Genomic DNA, 15,854 nt, shown 5'->3' on the forward strand with positions numbered 1-15,854 from the left:
ATGTCGGAACGCCAATTCACCGGTCGCCACGCCGCGATGGTCTTCGTCGGCGCCTTTGGCGTCATCATCGCCGTGAACGCGGTCATGGCCTACAATGCGATCAGGACCTTTCCGGGCCTCGAAGTGGAAAACTCCTATGTCGCCAGTCAGACCTTCGACGCCCGCCGCAAGGCGCAGGAGGCGCTGGGCTGGACCGTCAGCGCCGAAGAGCGCGACGGCACGCTCCGGCTGGCCTTCACCGACCGCGACGGGCGCTCTGTCCGTGTCGCCTCGCTGGAGGCCACCGTGGGCCGACCCACCGAGATCAAGGACGACTTCACGCCGGATTTCACGTTCGACGGCATCGCCTATGTGGCGCGGACCGATCTGGCGCCGGGCCGCTGGGACGTGCGGCTGAAGGCCACGGACGAGGACGGCACACTCTTTACCCAGCGCATCCAGGTGCATGTGACAAGGTGATCCCATGACCGCCGAGCTTCGCCCGCCTTCTGCCGCCGCCTGCCCCGGATGCCTGGCCGCCCCGGCCGAGGCGGTGCAGGCGGATCTGCCCGAGGCGCGCATCGCGCTGTCGCTGCCGACGATCCACTGCCAGACCTGCATCACGGATGTCGAACGCACGCTGAACGCCCATCCCGGCGTGCAAAACGCGCGGGTCAACCTCACGCTCAAGCGGGCGACGGTTCAGGCCGATCCCGAGATCCGCGCCGCCGACCTGATCCCGCTGCTCGAACGCATCGGCTACGAGGCGCACGAGCTGGACCCCGGCACGCTGTCGGCCACGGAAAACGACAAGCTGGGCCGCGACCTGCTGATGCGGCTGGCGGTGGCGGGCTTTGCCTCGATGAACGTGATGCTGCTGTCGATCTCGGTCTGGTCGGGGGCCGACGGCGTCACCCGCGACCTGTTCCACTGGATCTCGGCCGCGATCACCTATCCCGCGATCGCCTTTTCGGCGCAGCCGTTCTTTCGCAACGCCTGGGCGGCGCTGACATCGCGGCATCTGAACATGGACGTGCCGATCGCGCTGGCGATCCTGCTGGCGCTGGCCACCTCGACCTGGGAAACCTGGCTGTCGGGGGAGCATGCCTATTTCGACGCGGCGTTGACGCTGACCTTCTTTCTTCTGGCGGGGCGTTATCTCGATCACCGCACCCGCGCCGTGGCCCGGTCGGCGGCCGAGGAGTTGGCCGCGCTCGAGGTGCCCCGCGCCATCCGCCTGACCGATGACGGCGAGGAAGAGGTCCGCGTGGCCGAACTGGCCGTGGGCGACCGGATCCTCGTGCGCCCCGGCGGGCGGATGCCGGTGGACGGCGAGATCGTCGAAGGCACGTCCGAGTTGGACCGGTCGCTGCTCACCGGCGAAACGCTGCCGGTCTATGCCGAACCCGGCCGCGCGGTCAGCGCGGGCGAGGTCAACCTGACCGGCCCGCTGGTGATCCGCGCCACGGCGGTGGGCGAGGACACTTCGCTGCACCGCATGGCCGATCTGGTGGCGGTCGCGGAATCGGGGCGGTCGCGCTATACGTCTCTGGCCGATCAGGCGGCCAAGCTCTATGCGCCGGGGGTTCACATCCTGTCGGCGCTCAGCTTCCTCGGCTGGTATCTCTGGTCGGGCGACTTCCGCATGTCGGTGAACATCGCCGCCGCGGTGCTGATCATCACCTGCCCCTGCGCGCTGGGACTGGCGGTGCCGGCGGTGACCACGGCGGCCTCTGGGCGGTTGTTCCGCAAGGGGCTGCTCGTCAAGAACGCAACCGCGCTGGAACGGCTGGCGCAGGTGGACACGGTGGTCTTTGACAAGACCGGAACGCTCACCGGCGGCACGCCGGAGCTCACCAACCTGGGCGACCATGCCCGCGCCGATCTTGAAATCGCGCTGGCACTGGCCGAAAGCTCCTCGCACCCGCTGTCCCGCGCGCTGGCCCGCGCCGCGCGCGCGGCCGGGATCAAGCCGGCAAACATCTCCGACGTGACCGAAGTGCCGGGTTTTGGCACCGAAGGCCGCTGGCGCGGACAGAGGGTCCGGCTGGGCCGCGCAGCCTGGGTGGGCGCGCCGCAGAGTGCGCAGACCACCGCCTGGCTGGCCGTGGGCGACCGCGCGCCGATCCCCTTTGCCTTTGCCGACGCGCTGCGCCCCGGTGCCGAAGAGGCCGTGCGCGCCCTGCGCGAGGCCGGCAAACAGGTGCTGCTGATCTCGGGCGACACGGCGGGCGCGGTCGAGGCGCTGGCCCGCCGGCTGGGCATCGACCGCTGGATCGCCGAGGCCCTGCCCGAGGACAAGGCCGCCCGCATCCGAAAACTGTCCGACGAGGGCCGGCGCGTGCTGATGGTGGGCGACGGGCTGAACGACACCGCCGCGCTGGCCGCGGCGCATGTGTCCATCTCGCCCGCCTCGGCGCTGGACGCGGCGCGAGTGGCCTCTGACATCGTGCTGCTGGGGCAGGATCTGTCGCCCATCGCCGATGCCTGCCGGACCGCCGAACGCGCCACAAGGCGGATCCGCGAAAACTTCCAGATCGCCACGATCTACAACGTGATCGCGGTGCCGCTGGCGGTTGCGGGTCTTGCCACGCCGCTGATTGCCGCCTTGGCGATGTCGGCTTCGTCCATTACCGTATCCCTGAACGCGCTACGCGTGAGGTGACGTCATGGAAGTTCTGGCCATTCTGATTCCCATCTCCCTGCTGCTTGGCGGGGCGGGGTTGCTGGCGTTTTTCTACACGGTCAGGACCAACCAGTATGACGACCCCGAAGGCGACAGCCGCCGCATCCTGTCGGGCGAGTGGGACGACCGCCCCAAACCCTGAGCGGCCACCCCGGAGGGTCGCGCATGATCTGCGAAGACCAGACCGCCACCATTGCCTTTCTGTCCGATCCGGCCACTCACGGGCAGAACACGCCGGTCAGGCGGGTTGAAACCCATATTTCGGAAATCTTCCTGACCCGAGACCGCGCGTTCAAGCTCAAGCGGGCGGTGAAACTGCCCTATGCGGACTTTTCCACCCCCCGGATCCGGCTGGCCACCTGCGAAAAGGAATATGCCCTGAATGCCCCGCACGCGCCGGGGCTCTACCTGGGCGTCCGGCGGATCACCCGCGCGGCCCGGGGCGGGCTGGAATTCGACGGAGACGGTCCGCTGGTGGACGCGGTGGTCGAGATGGCCCGGTTCGACGACGACGCGCTCTTGTCGAAAGTGGCCGAGCGCCGAGAGCTGACATCCGGCATGGTCGCAGAGCTGGCGCGTGTCGCGGCCGAATATCACGCCGCCGCGCCCGAGGTGCACGCAGGGACGGGAGCCGAGAACATAGCCGGCGTTTTGGACATCAACCGCGCGGGCTTTGCCACCAGCACGGTGTTTTCGGAAACCGAGGTAGATGCCCTGGACGCGGATTTTCGTGCCGCCCTTCAACGCTACGCCGGCATGCTGGACGCGCGCGAATCCGCCGGCAAGGTCCGCCGCTGCCACGGCGATCTGCACCTGGGCAACATCTGCCTGTTCCATGGCCGCCCCACACCGTTCGATTGCATCGAGTTCAACGACCGGATCGCCACGGTGGACGTGCTGTATGATCTTGCCTTTCTGCTGATGGATCTGTGGTTCCGGGGCCTGCCGGGACATGCCAACCTTGCCGCCAACCGCTATTGCGACGAAACCGGCGAGGATGAAGGCTTTGCCCTGCTGCCTTTCCTGATGGCGGTGCGGGCGGCGGTGCGCGCCCATGTCACCGCCACCCGGGCCGAGGACCAAGGCGCCGACCGGGACCGGCTGGCCGCCACCGCCCGGCGCTATTTCGACCTTGCCGCCACGCTGCTGCGCCCCATCCCGCCACGCGCGGTCGTGATCGGCGGGCTCAGCGGCACCGGCAAGACCACACTTGCCGAAGCTCTGGCCGCCCATGTGGGCGCCCCGCCCGGCGCGCGGATCGTGGAAAGCGACCGCACCCGCAAGGCGATGTTCGGCGTCCCGGGCGACACCCGCCTGCCGCCCGACGCCTATGCACCGCCCGTGTCCGACCGGGTCTATGCCCGGCTGGGCGAACGGGCGCGCGCGCTGTTGGGCGCCGGGGCCACCGTGATCGTTGATGCGGTCTTTGACCGGCCGGACCGCCGCGACGCGATCGAGGCCGCCATTGCCGAAACGGGAACGCCGTGTTCCGCCTTCTGGCTCGTGGCCGATGCAGACGCGTTGCGCGCCCGCGTCGCCGCCCGGCGCGGCGGCCCGTCAGATGCCACGGTGGACGTGCTCGAACGCCAGTTGCGCCGCGATCCCGGGCCCGTCCGCTGGGCCATGATCCCGACCGATCGCCCGCTCGATCAGACGCTGCGCGACATCCTCGACCGCCTGGCACCCGATCAGGACGGCCCGATCGTGGAACAGGGCACGCCCCGCGCCTGAAGCCGCCGGCACGCGAGGTCCGCCTGTTCCTGCGTCAGCCCCATGAAATTGGCATCGAACCCGCGCGAAGTCTGCACGACCTTTCGCAAGGATCCATCCAGCGTCGCCATCTCGGCCAGAGCGGTGCGCAGCAGCACCTTCTCGGCCTCGTAGCGGGTGGTGTAGCGGCCGACATTCACGCCCCAGAACTGCCCGCCCGACGTCGAGAACCGCGTGACCACCTCACGTTCGGGCGCCGACTGCTCCGCAGCCTTGAGCGAAGCCTGCACGATGTCCCGCGGCCGCACCTTCGGCTGGACGACTTCGCGCCCTTCGCTCCCCGCATCGGCAGGATCGGGCGCCGCCGCGTCGCGGGCCTCCGCGCTTTCTTCGCCGACGGCCTCGGCCAGCACGCCGGCCACGGCATCGGCCACCGCATCGGCCATCAGCAATGGCCGGGCTGGACGCATCTGCGGGCGCGGGCTCTGGCGAACCGCCGTGGATGCGGTCACGACGGTCTTGGCGCCGTCGCCGTCATAGGCCGGGCGCCCGGGCTTGCGCAGCGGCGCCTTGGCCGGCGCCCGCCGGAAACCGAGATCCAGCAGTTCCGCGACCTTGGCATTGCGCCACGCGCTCGACTTGCCGCCGAAAACGGTTGCGATGATCCGCTTGTTTCCCCGCTTGGCCGAGGCGACAAGGTTGAACCCGGCCGCCCTGGTATAGCCGGTCTTGATCCCGTCGGCCCCCCGATAGGCGGCCAGCAGCTTGCGGTTGGTGTTGCGCACCACCCGCACCCCGGCATTGGTCGAACGGCGCGAAAACAGATTGTAGTATTCGGGGTAGTCATACAGGATGTGCCGGCCGAGAATGGTCATGTCCCGCGCCGTGGACAGATGCCCAGGAGTTGTCAGGCCGTTGGCGTTCTTGAACGTGGTCCGCGTCATGCCCAGCGCCTTGGCGGTGCGGTTCATGCGACGGGCAAAGGCCTCTTCGCTGCCAGAAATCGCCTCTCCGATCGCGGTTGCCGCGTCATTGGCCGACTTCACCGCCGCCGCCCGGATCAGATAGCGCAGCGCGATCCTCTGCCCCGGCTTCAGCCCCAGCTTCGATGGCGGCTCGCTTGCGGCATTGCGAGAAATCCGCACCTTTGTATCCAGGGAAATCTCGCCGTTCTCGACCGCCTCGAAGGCAATATAGAGCGTCATCATCTTGGTCAGGGACGCGGGGTGCAGCCGCGCGTCGGCGTTGCGCGAATACAGAACTTCTCCGGTTCGCGCGTCCATGACCATCGCGGCATAGGGCGCCGCCACGGAGGTCACCGCCGTCAGCAGATATAGCCAGACCACAATGAAAAAAACTGCCCAGGAATGGGCCGGCACTGTCCTTCGAACCAACACGATTCTGCCTCTGTCTGCCTCGGACCGCCATGCATTGGGCGGCCTCGTTTTATTCAGCTTTGCGCCGAGGCTAACACAGGGGGGCCACCAAATAAAGCCGGTGATCCGTTCCGGCCCGACTTTCCCGCGCCTGTGGCAATCAGACCGGCCCTTTCACCTTTGGGCCACCGGATGCAGGACCAGCGTTTGCAGCGCCGCGCCAACCGGCCCGTTGCGGTCGAACAGCACGGAATGCGACATCCCTATGCCGGTCGGTTCCCAATAGGAAACCGATTGCGACGCGAACCACCGCCCTTCCGGCGCGCGATGGACCTGCAATGTCAGGTCGGTATTCATGAACCCCATCTCGGACAGTTCGGCATTGCGCGAAATGGCGTTGCCGCAATCGGCCAGCGGGCACAGCGCCTGGATGGGGGAGGGGTCTTCGCCTTGCACGATCCGCGGCGTACGCATCCACAGCGTCGTGGGGCCGGGCCGCGAATCTTCGCCGGGCGGAAACCGGATCTCGGTGAAATCCGCGAACATCGGCCGGTCATGGCGACCTTCCGCGATGGAAAAGGACCCCTGCACCGCACCGTCAAAGTCGGGCGGCGCGGCGGGGGTGGTTGGAACGCCCGCAAGCGCCTTGCGCACCAGATGCATGGTCGTCGCCTGCGCGCACAGCCCGCCGTTCGGACCGTGCACTTTGACCCGCGTGGCGGCCAGCGTGCGCGTGGACCGGATCAGCGTGCCCTCGACCCGCAATCCGGCAACCGGCAGCGGCCTGAGGAAATCGACCGTCAGCCGGGTCAGCATCTTCTCCGGCCCGGCCAGGGCCTCGGCCGCGCGTGCCACCAGCCCGGTGACCGGCCCGGCGTGACAGTGATCCTCGGACCACGGCCCCCGGGCCGGATCGTTGCCGCGAAAGACGCCGTCAGCATCCCGCGTGAAATAGGCCACGCGGTGCGGGTCGGCCACCGCCATGTCGCCCTCAGACCTTTTCCTGGGTGTATTTCTTCAATTCGGTCCGCGCGATCTGCCGGCGGTGCACGGCGTCCGGGCCATCGGCCAGCCGCAGCGTGCGCACATGCACCCAGGCATCGGCCAGCGGCGTGTCCTGCGACACTCCCTGCCCGCCATGCATCTGCACTGCCTCGTCGATCACCTTGAGCGCCACCCGCGGCGCCACCACCTTGATCTGCGAAATCCATGGCGCCGCCGCGCGCGCATCCCCCTGGTCCATGTACCAGGCCGCCTTGAGGCACAACAGCCGCGCCATCTCGATCTCCATCCGGCACTCGGCGATGATGTCGTAATTCGCGCCAAGCCGCGCCAGCTTCTCTCCGAAAGCCTCTCGCTCCAGAGCCCGCCGGCACATCCGCTCCAGCGCCGCCTCGGCCTGCCCGATCGCCCGCATGCAGTGATGAATCCGCCCCGGCCCCAGCCGCCCCTGTGCGATCTCGAAGCCGCGGCCCTCGCCCAGGATCATGTTCTCCACCGGCACGCGCACGTCGGTGAACCGGATATGCATGTGCCCGTGCGGCGCGTCGTCATGGCCATAGACTTGCATCGGCCGCAGGATCTCGACGCCCGGCGTCCCGGCGGGCACCAGGATCATCGAATGCCGCTTGTGCCGGGGCTGGTCCTCGCCTCCAGTCCTGACCATCACGATATAGACCTTGCAGCGCGGATCGCCCGCACCGGAGGACCACCACTTCTCTCCGTTCAGAACATATTGATCGCCGTCCCGCACGCAGGACATCGAGATATTGGTCGCATCCGAACTCGCCACGTCCGGCTCGGTCATCAGATAGGCCGACCGGATCCTGCCCTCCAGCAACGGCTCCAGCCACTCCGCCTTCTGCGCCGGGCTGCCATAGCGCTCCAGAACTTCCATGTTGCCGGTGTCCGGGGCCGAGCAGTTGAACACTTCGGCGCCCAGCGGCGTCTTGCCCATCTCCTCGGCGAAAAACGCGTATTCCACCGTGGTCAGCCCGAATCCCCGCTCGCTGTCGGTCAGCCAGAAATTCCACAACCCCTGACTTTTGGCCTTGGCCTTCAGCCCCTCCAGAATCTCGGTCTGCCGCTCCGTGAACTGCCAGCGGTCGCCCTTGTCGATCTCCGCGTGATATTCCTCTTCCAGCGGCATCACCTCGTCGCGGATCATCTCCTTGACCCGTTCCAGCAGCGCGCGGTTCTCCGGCCGCATCCCGAAATGCATGTCCATCTCTGCTCCTCCCGATCGTTCCCCGAGATCGGACCATGACGAACCGCGCCATGCAATGCCCAAACCCGCGTGACGGCACGTCAAAACACCGGTCCGCACAGCGGAACCCGCCTGCTTCTTTCTGGTCGCAAATACCCCCGCCGGAGGCACCGCCACCCGGCCCCAAGGGGCCGGGTGGTTCATGAAACGCGGCGGGCCGCAAGGCCCGCCACTTTCTGAAAACAGTGCGCGGCGACTACTCCGCCGCCTCGGAATAGGCCTCCATCGGCGGGCAGGTGCACACCAAATGCCGGTCGCCCCAGACATTGTCCACCCGGTTCACCGGCGGCCAATACTTGTCCACCCGGAACGCCCCCGGCGGAAAGCAGCCCTGCTCGCGCGAATACGGCCGGTTCCATTCGCGCACCAGATCCTCCATCGTGTGCGGCGCGTTCTTCAATGGGTTGTTCTCGGGATCCATCCGCCCCTCCTCGATCGCGCGGATCTCCTCGCGGATCACCAGCATCGCCTCGCAGAACCGGTCGAGTTCCGCCTTGGTCTCGCTCTCGGTGGGCTCGATCATCAGCGTCCCGGCGACCGGCCAGCTCATCGTCGGCGCGTGGAACCCGCAATCCATCAGCCGCTTGGCGATGTCATCCACCGTGATCCCCGCGCTTTCGGCAAAGGGGCGGGTGTCGATGATGCACTCATGCGCCACCCGGCCGTTCTTGCCGCGATAGAGCACATCATACGCCCCCTCCAGCCGCGCGGCGATGTAGTTGGCGTTCAGGATCGCGACCCGGCTGGCTTGGGTCAGACCCTCGCCGCCCATCAGCAGGATATAGGCCCAGCTGACCGGCAGGATCGAGGCCGAGCCAAAGGGCGCGGCCGAAACCGGCCCTTCCTTCCCCCCCGTCACGGGATGACCGGGCAGATAGGGGATCAGATGCGCCTTGACCCCGATCGGCCCCATGCCGGGCCCACCGCCGCCATGCGGGATGGCAAAGGTCTTGTGCAGGTTCAGGTGGCTCACGTCGCCGCCCAGATCGCCGGGCCGCGCCAGCCCCACCATCGCATTCAGGTTCGCCCCGTCGATATAGACCTGCCCGCCATGCTGATGGGTGATGTCGCAGATCTCCTTTACCGTCTCCTCGAACACGCCATGGGTGCTGGGATAGGTGATCATGCAGGCCGCGAGATTGTCCGAATGCTGCTCGGCCTTTGCGCGGAAATCCTCCACGTCGATGTCGCCGTTCTCGGCGGTCTTCACGGGCACCACCTTCATCCCCGCCATCTGCGCGCTGGCGGGGTTGGTGCCGTGCGCGCTCATCGGGATGAGGCAGATGTTGCGATGCCCCTCGCCGCGGGCGCGGTGATAGGCCTCGATCGTCAACAGCCCCGCATATTCCCCCTGCGCGCCGGAATTGGGCTGCATCGACATGCCATCATAACCGGTGATGGTGCACAGCTTCTCCGACAGATCCCGAATCATCTCGGCATATCCCTCGGCCTGATCCTTCGGCACAAAGGGATGGATCTGGGAAAACTCGCGCCACGACACGGGCATCATCTCTGCGGCCGAGTTCAGCTTCATCGTGCACGACCCCAGCGGGATCATCGCCCGGTCCAGTGCAAGGTCGCGGTCGGCCAGACGGCGCATGTAGCGCACCATCTCGGTTTCCGCCCGATTCATGTGAAAGACCTTGTGATCCAGATAGCTGCTCTGCCGGATCAGCGCATCGGGCAGCCGGTATTCCGGGGTCAGATGATCGTCCTTCAGGATGATGCCAAAGGCGCGCCAGACCGCCTCGATCGTGGCGGGGCGGGTCATCTCGTCCAGCGAGATGCCGACCTTGGTCTCGCCCACACGGCGCAGGTTGATGCCCTCGCGCACCGCCGCCTGCAGCACGCCGCGCTGCAACAGCCCCACCTCGACGGTGATCGTGTCGAAAAACTCGCGCGGCTCGACCTCGAACCCGGCGGCCTCCAGCACGCGGGCCAGCCGCACCGTCTTGCGGTGGATCCGCTGGGCAATCGCCTTCAGCCCCTCGGGGCCGTGGAACACCGCGTAAAAGGACGCCATCACCGCCAGAAGCGCCTGCGCGGTGCAGACATTCGACGTGGCCTTTTCGCGCCGGATATGCTGTTCGCGCGTCTGCAGCGCCAGCCGATAGGCGCGGTGGCCGTGGCTGTCCACACTGATCCCGACGATCCGGCCCGGCATGGCGCGGACGTATTTCTCGCGCGTAGCCATGAAGGCGGCGTGCGGGCCGCCATAGCCCACCGGCACCCCGAACCGCTGGGCGCTGCCGACGGCGATGTCGGCCCCCATCGCTCCGGGTTCCTTCAAGAGCGTCAGCGCCATGAGGTCGGTCGCCACCACGCCGATTGCCTTGGCCGCGTGCAGCGCCTCCATTTCCGCGGTGAAGTCGCGCAGATGCCCATAAGTGCCCGGATACTGAAAGATCGCACCGAACACCTTTTCCGGCTCCAGATCCTCGGGCGCGCCGACGATCACCTCGATGCCGAGGGGCCGCGCGCGGGTCTTGATGACGGCGATGTTCTGCGGGTGGCAGTTTTCATCCACGAAGAACGCATTCGCCTTGGACTTGGCCACCCGCTGGGCCATGGTCATCGCCTCGGCGCAGGCGGTGGCCTCATCAAGCAACGAGGCGTTGGCAATCTCCAGCCCCGTGAGGTCGCTCACCATGGTCTGGAAGTTCAGCAGCGCCTCGAGCCGCCCTTGGCTGATCTCGGGCTGATAGGGGGTATAGGCGGTATACCAGGCCGGGTTTTCCAGGATGTTGCGCTGGATCGCCGGCGGCACGATCGTACCGTAATAGCCCTGCCCGATCAGCGAGGTCAGAACCTTGTTCTTGGACGCCACCTGCCGCATGTGCCAGATCAGCTCGCGTTCCGATTTGGGCTTGCCGAAATCCAGCGGCTCCTTCTGCCGGATCGAGGCCGGGATGGTCTGGTCGATCAGTTCGTCGAGGCTTTCGACGCCGACGACCTTGAGCATCTCGTCCATCTCGGCGGGCGAAGGGCCGATATGGCGGCGGTTGGCGAAATCATAGGGCAGATAGTCGGTCGGCTTGAAGGTCATGCCCGGTCACTCCCGTTTCGGGCGCGGCCATGCGGCGCGCCAGTCTCCTTCCCAAAAGAAATCCCGCCGGATCGGCCCGGCGGGATGCGGCGGCGGCCTAGCCGATGAATTCCTTGTAGGCCGCTTCGTCCATGAAATCGTCGATGTCCGACATGTTCGCCGGCTTCATCTTGAAGAACCAGCCCTTGCCCAGGGGATCCTCGTTCACCAGGCCCGGATTGTCGGTCAGCGCCTCGTTCACCTCGACGATCTCGCCGTCCACCGGGGCCAGAATGTCCGACGCCGCCTTGACGCTCTCGATCACGGCGACCTCGTCGCCCTTGGCGACCTCGGTGCCCGGTTCGGGCAGTTCCACGAACACAACGTCGCCCAGCTGTTCGGCGGCGTGTTCCGTGACGCCCACAACCAGCAGGTCGCCTTCGGGCAGCAGCCATTCGTGTTCTTCGGTATATTTCATGTCCTCATTCCCCTTGGACTTCAGCGTTTGAACCTGGCCGCCACGAAGGGCAGCGTTTCCACCTTGAGCGGCAGCCGCTTGCCGCGCAACTCTCCGAACAGTTCCGTGCCGGGCGCGGCCAGTTCGGTGGGCACATAGCCCATCGCCACCGGCCCGCCGACGGTCGGGCCGAAGCCGCCGGACGTGATCCGGCCCACCGGTTCGCCCCCTTCGGGCGCGGCAAAGATCTCGACCCCTTCGCGCATCGGCGCGCGCCCCTGCGGGCGCAGGCCGACCCGGCGGCGCGGCGCGCCTTCTGCCATCTGCCTCAGCACCACGTCCGAGCCCGGAAAGCCACCCTCGCGCGCGCCCCCGGCGCGGCGAGCCTTCTGGATCGCCCAGGTCAGAGCGGCCTCGACCGGCGTGGTGGTTTCGTCAATGTCGTGGCCATAGAGGCACAGCCCCGCCTCCAGCCGCAGCGAATCCCGCGCCCCCAGCCCGATCGGCGCCACGTCCTCATGCGCGAGCAGCGCCCGCGCCAGCGCCTCGGCCTGATCGCCGGGCACCGAGATTTCATAGCCGTCCTCGCCGGTATAGCCCGACCGCGACACCCAGCATTCAACGCCGTTCAGTTCCAGCGTCGCCACATCCATGAACCGCATCTCGGCCGCCGCCGGGTTCATCGCGGCCAGCACGCGCTCGGCCTCCGGCCCCTGCAACGCCAGCAGCGCGCGGTCCTCGACATGGGTGACGGTGACGGCCGGCTCCAGCGCGGCCTTCATACGCGCCACGTCGGCCTGCTTGCAGGCGGCGTTGACCACGACGAACAGGTGATCGCCCCGGTTGGAGAACATCAGATCGTCAAGTATCCCGCCCGCGTCGTTCAGAAACAGCCCATAGCGCTGCCGCCCCTCGGCCAGGCCGACGACGTCCATCGGCACCAGCCGCTCGAACGCGGCGGCGATCTGCGCCATCGGCGCACCGGACAGGATCACCTGCCCCATGTGGCTGACGTCGAACAGACCGGCCTTTTCGCGGGTGTGCGTATGCTCGGCCATGATGCCGGCGAATTGCACTGGCATCTCGTAGCCGGCAAAGGGGACCATCTTGCCCCCGAGTTCCACGTTCAGGTCATAAAGTGGCGTCCTGAGCAGATCCGTCATGTGCCCGTCCTCTTCCCCGACCGACACGATTTCACGGAAAATCATGCGGCATCGAATGACATGGCGCGGAATGCGCCAACCGATGCCCCCTCTGTCCTTTTGCCTGAGATCGTTATCCCTTCGGCGGACGCTTTCGCGCCTCTCTCCAGAGTGCTGTTTCGAACACACGGTCCCTGCGGCCTGAGAGTTTCCGGGGCGGTTGCTCCTTCGGCACCGGCTGTTGCCGGTTCTCCCGCATGCTCGCGCATACAATAGCGGTCGCCCGCCCCGGCCTCAACCCCGATTCTGCCCGCGCACAGTTTCAAAAAACCGGAACAGACCTGTCTTGCGGCGCGCTCTGGCGTCGTGGCGCGGGGCGCGATCAAATCGTCGGCGACCACAGCGGCAGGACCAGCACGATGACGGACCGAACCTATTTCGCCCCCACCGGCGGCCATCCGGGGCAGGAACAGCTCCTGACCGACCGGGCCGTGTTCACCGATGCCTATGCCGTGATTCCGCGCGGCACCATGCGCGACATCGTCACCAGCTTTCTGCCGCATTGGGCCGACATGCGGGCCTGGGTGATCGCGCGGCCCATGACCGGATTTGCCGAAACCTTTTCGCATTACATCATGGAGGTGCAGCCCGGCGGCGGAAGCGACCGGCCAGAAACCGATCCGCAGGCCGAGGCGGTGCTGTTCGTGGTGGATGGCGCGGTGACGCTGACCATCGGCGATGCGCCGCATGTGATGGAACCCGGCGGCTATGCCTATCTGCCGCCGGGATGCAACTGGACCCTGCACAACCACGCCGGCCCCGCCGCCCGGTTCCACTGGATCCGCAAGGCCTATGAGCCCGCCCCGGATATCCCCGCGCCCGATCCCTTCGTCACCAACGAACGCGACATAGCGCCCACACCGATGCCGGGAACCGAAGGCCGCTGGGCCACCACCCGGTTCGTCGATCCCGCCGACATGCGCCATGACATGCATGTGACCATCGTCACCTTTCAGCCCGGCGCGGTGATCCCCTTTGCCGAAACACATGTGATGGAGCACGGTCTGTATGTGCTGGAGGGCAAGGCCGTCTATCGCCTGAACCAGGACTGGGTCGAGGTCGAGGCCGGCGATTATATGTGGCTGCGCGCGTTTTGCCCGCAGGCCTGCTATGCCGGCGGGCCGGGACCGTTCCGCTATCTGCTCTACAAGGACGTGAACCGGCACATGCCGCTGAAACTGTCGCGGCGCTGAGCGGCGGCGCGGGCTTCACAGCGGCGCGGGGATGTGGAACAGTCCGGGCCGTGGAGTCGTACGACCGGAGAACACCATGACAAGCCCTGCCCTTGCCGCCCTCCTGCTGCTGAGCGCCAGTTTTCTGAACGCCTGCGATGCGCTGCCGGTCGCGAACGAACAGCCGACGAAGACGGTGACGGTGATGGGCCGCGAATGGGCCGTGGTGCAGGTCGGCGAGGAACCGGCCACATGGAAGGCCGTCCGCGACAACAATGGCCTCAACCCGTTCGGGCGGCCGGCGGCGTCACGGACGCTGCAGGCGACCCGCGCGATCAACGCCGCCACCGGCTGCCGGGTGGTCCGGTCCACCATGTATCAGACCGACACGGGCGCGTTCTACGTCCAGGTCGCCTGCAACTGATGGCGCAGGGCGCGGGTATTGAGACCGTCCGCCGCCCCTGACATTCCGCATCCATGAAGATCGCAATCAACGGATTCGGCCGGATCGGCCGCACGGTTCTGAGGCAGATCCTGACCCGGCCGCAGCCGGGGCCGGTGGAGGTGGTGCTGATCAACGACATCGCGCCGCTGGAGATGCTGGCCTATCTGTTCCGTTACGACAGCACCTTTGGCCCCTATCCGGGCGAGGTGCGAACCGGCGCGGCGGCGCTGGAGGTGGACGGGCGCGTAATCCCGGTGTCCCATGCCGAAGACCTGTCGCAGGTGGATCTGACGGGCGTGGACGTGCTGCTGGACTGCACCGGCGTTGCGCGCAGTTCGGACGTGGCGGCCCGAGGGCTGACGGCAGGCGCGGGCAAGGTGCTGATTTCCGGCCCCTCGCCGGCGGCCGAGGTAACGGTGGTGCTGGGCGCCAACGAAGACCGGCTGGGCAATGCGCGGATCGTGTCCAATGCCTCGTGCACGACGAATGCGCTGGCGCCGCTGTTGCGCGTGATCGACCGGGTTGCCGGGGTGGAGCGGGCACATATGACAACGATCCACTGCTACACCAACAGCCAGCCGATGGTGGACGCCCCGCGTGGCGACTTCGCCCGCAGCCGGGCCGGGGCTCTGTCGATGGTGCCGACCACCACCAGCGCCACGCATCTGGTGACCGAGGTGCTGCCCGAACTGGCCGGCCGGATCAGCGGCGCGGCGGTGCGTGTGCCCACGGCCAGCGTGTCCTCGGTCGATCTGGTGGTTCAGTTGGCCCGTCCGATGGGCGAAGCAGACTTTGCCAACGCCCTGCGCGCGGCGACCGGGGCCTCGCCGGTGCTGGGCTGGATCGACGAGCCGCTGGTATCGTCGGACCTGCGCGGACGGCCTGAATCGCTGGTGATCGCGGAGCCCGAGCTGCGCATGGTGGGCGACCGGCAGGCCCGCGTGTTCGGCTGGTATGACAATGAATGGGGCTTTTCCGCCCGGATGCTGGACGTGGCGCGGCTGATGGCGTGAGTCAGGGCGCTTCGACGATCCAGGGGGTGTCGAACCAGTATTCCTGAAGGTTTTCGCCCGGCCCGATTCGGTCCACCACGGCGAAGAGACCGGGCGCGTGCAGCGGGGTCAGCACCCCGTGCCAAGTGCCGCGATGGTAGCTCACCGCCTGCCCCGGTTCGGTGAGAAAGGCCCGCGGCGCGCCGGGGGTGCCGGCCTCATCCGGCGCCACGATGACGAGAAACGGCTGGTGCGTCATGGGAATGAAGGTCTGGCTGCCCAGCGGGTGGCGTTCGACCATCTCCAGCCGGTAGGGCAGGCTGCGGGGGGTGGCGACGAACAGGCTGATCCCGGCGCGGCCGTCCGCGAAGTCGAGTTGCGCGCGATCATGGTAGCGCCCGCACTGGCCCTGATTGATGACCATGTCCGGTTGGCCGCGCGTGTCGATCACATCGCCGAAGGGGGCGAATTCGGCGGGCGTGAGGGGGCGGGGGCGGATCGTTTTCATTCGGCAGGCCTTGTGGCACGGAGGGTGAGGGGGGCC

14 protein-coding genes and 1 riboswitch are annotated in these 15,854 nt (G+C 67.3%); of the genes, 7 read left to right on the forward strand and 7 right to left on the reverse strand.

The window, feature by feature from the left end; all coding sequences use genetic code 11:
- From C4S70_RS04275 to C4S70_RS04290, 4 genes are read left to right on the forward strand one after another with little or no spacing between them, the layout of a single operon-like run.
- Positions 1–459 carry a FixH family protein gene (locus C4S70_RS04275; protein WP_104006861.1) on the forward strand — a complete coding sequence of 153 codons (459 nt, stop codon included), beginning with the start codon at positions 1–3 and terminating at the stop codon, positions 457–459.
- A 4-nt stretch (positions 460–463) separates the two neighbouring features.
- Complete coding sequence (locus tag C4S70_RS04280; protein WP_104006862.1) at positions 464–2,644, forward strand: heavy metal translocating P-type ATPase; 2,181 nt, start codon at positions 464–466, stop codon at positions 2,642–2,644.
- A gap of 4 nt (positions 2,645–2,648) precedes the next feature.
- Positions 2,649–2,807: a cbb3-type cytochrome oxidase assembly protein CcoS gene (gene ccoS, locus C4S70_RS04285; RefSeq protein WP_104006863.1), complete on the forward strand. Its 159-nt coding sequence runs from the start codon at positions 2,649–2,651 to the stop codon at positions 2,805–2,807.
- Between the two features lie 23 nt (positions 2,808–2,830).
- Complete coding sequence (locus tag C4S70_RS04290; protein WP_104006864.1) at positions 2,831–4,396, forward strand: bifunctional aminoglycoside phosphotransferase/ATP-binding protein; 1,566 nt, start codon at positions 2,831–2,833, stop codon at positions 4,394–4,396.
- Here C4S70_RS04290 and C4S70_RS04295 read toward each other — a convergent pair.
- From C4S70_RS04295 to gcvT, 6 genes are all read right to left on the reverse strand, one after another.
- The gene (locus tag C4S70_RS04295; protein WP_380218688.1) at positions 4,354–5,772 is read right to left on the reverse strand and encodes a D-alanyl-D-alanine carboxypeptidase family protein; all 1,419 of its coding nucleotides are present in this window, start codon (positions 5,770–5,772) and stop codon (positions 4,354–4,356) included. The genes C4S70_RS04290 and C4S70_RS04295 overlap by 43 nt on opposite strands.
- A gap of 153 nt (positions 5,773–5,925) precedes the next feature.
- The gene (locus C4S70_RS04300) at positions 5,926–6,735 is read right to left on the reverse strand and encodes a thioesterase family protein (protein WP_104006865.1); all 810 of its coding nucleotides are present in this window, start codon (positions 6,733–6,735) and stop codon (positions 5,926–5,928) included.
- 7 nt (positions 6,736–6,742) lie between these two features.
- Complete coding sequence (locus C4S70_RS04305) at positions 6,743–7,978, reverse strand: acyl-CoA dehydrogenase family protein (RefSeq protein ID WP_104006866.1); 1,236 nt, start codon at positions 7,976–7,978, stop codon at positions 6,743–6,745.
- Between the two features lie 235 nt (positions 7,979–8,213).
- The gene (gene gcvP / locus C4S70_RS04310) at positions 8,214–11,063 is read right to left on the reverse strand and encodes an aminomethyl-transferring glycine dehydrogenase (protein ID WP_104006867.1); all 2,850 of its coding nucleotides are present in this window, start codon (positions 11,061–11,063) and stop codon (positions 8,214–8,216) included.
- 97 nt (positions 11,064–11,160) lie between these two features.
- Entirely contained in the window at positions 11,161–11,520 is a 360-nt protein-coding gene (gene gcvH, locus C4S70_RS04315) for a glycine cleavage system protein GcvH (RefSeq protein WP_104006868.1), read from the reverse strand.
- Between the two features lie 20 nt (positions 11,521–11,540).
- A complete protein-coding gene (gcvT, locus tag C4S70_RS04320) occupies positions 11,541–12,662 on the reverse strand; it encodes a glycine cleavage system aminomethyltransferase GcvT (RefSeq protein ID WP_104006986.1) in 1,122 nt (373 codons plus the stop codon).
- Between the two features lie 157 nt (positions 12,663–12,819).
- Positions 12,820–12,907: riboswitch (glycine riboswitch) on the reverse strand.
- Between the two features lie 153 nt (positions 12,908–13,060).
- Between gcvT and C4S70_RS04325 the strand changes: the two genes are divergently transcribed.
- From C4S70_RS04325 to C4S70_RS04335, 3 genes are all read left to right on the forward strand, one after another.
- A complete protein-coding gene (locus tag C4S70_RS04325) occupies positions 13,061–13,894 on the forward strand; it encodes a bifunctional allantoicase/(S)-ureidoglycine aminohydrolase (RefSeq protein WP_104006869.1) in 834 nt (277 codons plus the stop codon).
- Positions 13,895–13,970: 76 nt separating this feature from the next.
- Positions 13,971–14,297, forward strand: a complete 327-nt coding sequence (locus C4S70_RS04330; RefSeq protein ID WP_104006870.1) for a hypothetical protein — start codon at positions 13,971–13,973, stop codon at positions 14,295–14,297.
- 53 nt (positions 14,298–14,350) lie between these two features.
- On the forward strand, positions 14,351–15,331 hold the full coding sequence (locus C4S70_RS04335) for a type I glyceraldehyde-3-phosphate dehydrogenase (protein WP_104006871.1): 981 nt from the start codon (positions 14,351–14,353) through the stop codon (positions 15,329–15,331).
- A gap of 1 nt (position 15,332) precedes the next feature.
- Here C4S70_RS04335 and C4S70_RS04340 read toward each other — a convergent pair whose 3' ends face one another.
- Positions 15,333–15,818, reverse strand: a complete 486-nt coding sequence (locus tag C4S70_RS04340; RefSeq protein ID WP_104006872.1) for an ureidoglycolate lyase — start codon at positions 15,816–15,818, stop codon at positions 15,333–15,335.
- Positions 15,819–15,854: the final 36 nt, after the last annotated feature.

Source organism: Jhaorihella thermophila (assembly GCF_900108275.1).
Taxonomy (GTDB): domain Bacteria; phylum Pseudomonadota; class Alphaproteobacteria; order Rhodobacterales; family Rhodobacteraceae; genus Jhaorihella; species Jhaorihella thermophila.

What these genes read in the sequence shown, in the direction of transcription:
- C4S70_RS04275 (WP_104006861.1), top strand. Translation starts at nt 1, where the DNA reads ATGTCGGAACGCCAATTCACCGGTCGCCACGCCGCGATGGTCTTCGTC.
- C4S70_RS04280 (WP_104006862.1), top strand. Translation starts at nt 464, where the DNA reads ATGACCGCCGAGCTTCGCCCGCCTTCTGCCGCCGCCTGCCCCGGATGC.
- ccoS (WP_104006863.1), top strand. Translation starts at nt 2,649, where the DNA reads ATGGAAGTTCTGGCCATTCTGATTCCCATCTCCCTGCTGCTTGGCGGG.
- C4S70_RS04290 (WP_104006864.1), top strand. Translation starts at nt 2,831, where the DNA reads ATGATCTGCGAAGACCAGACCGCCACCATTGCCTTTCTGTCCGATCCG.
- C4S70_RS04300 (WP_104006865.1), bottom strand. Translation starts at nt 6,735, where the DNA reads ATGGCGGTGGCCGACCCGCACCGCGTGGCCTATTTCACGCGGGATGCT.
- C4S70_RS04305 (WP_104006866.1), bottom strand. Translation starts at nt 7,978, where the DNA reads ATGGACATGCATTTCGGGATGCGGCCGGAGAACCGCGCGCTGCTGGAA.
- gcvP (WP_104006867.1), bottom strand. Translation starts at nt 11,063, where the DNA reads ATGACCTTCAAGCCGACCGACTATCTGCCCTATGATTTCGCCAACCGC.
- gcvH (WP_104006868.1), bottom strand. Translation starts at nt 11,520, where the DNA reads ATGAAATATACCGAAGAACACGAATGGCTGCTGCCCGAAGGCGACCTG.
- gcvT (WP_104006986.1), bottom strand. Translation starts at nt 12,662, where the DNA reads ATGACGGATCTGCTCAGGACGCCACTTTATGACCTGAACGTGGAACTC.
- C4S70_RS04325 (WP_104006869.1), top strand. Translation starts at nt 13,061, where the DNA reads ATGACGGACCGAACCTATTTCGCCCCCACCGGCGGCCATCCGGGGCAG.
- C4S70_RS04330 (WP_104006870.1), top strand. Translation starts at nt 13,971, where the DNA reads ATGACAAGCCCTGCCCTTGCCGCCCTCCTGCTGCTGAGCGCCAGTTTT.
- C4S70_RS04335 (WP_104006871.1), top strand. Translation starts at nt 14,351, where the DNA reads ATGAAGATCGCAATCAACGGATTCGGCCGGATCGGCCGCACGGTTCTG.
- C4S70_RS04340 (WP_104006872.1), bottom strand. Translation starts at nt 15,818, where the DNA reads ATGAAAACGATCCGCCCCCGCCCCCTCACGCCCGCCGAATTCGCCCCC.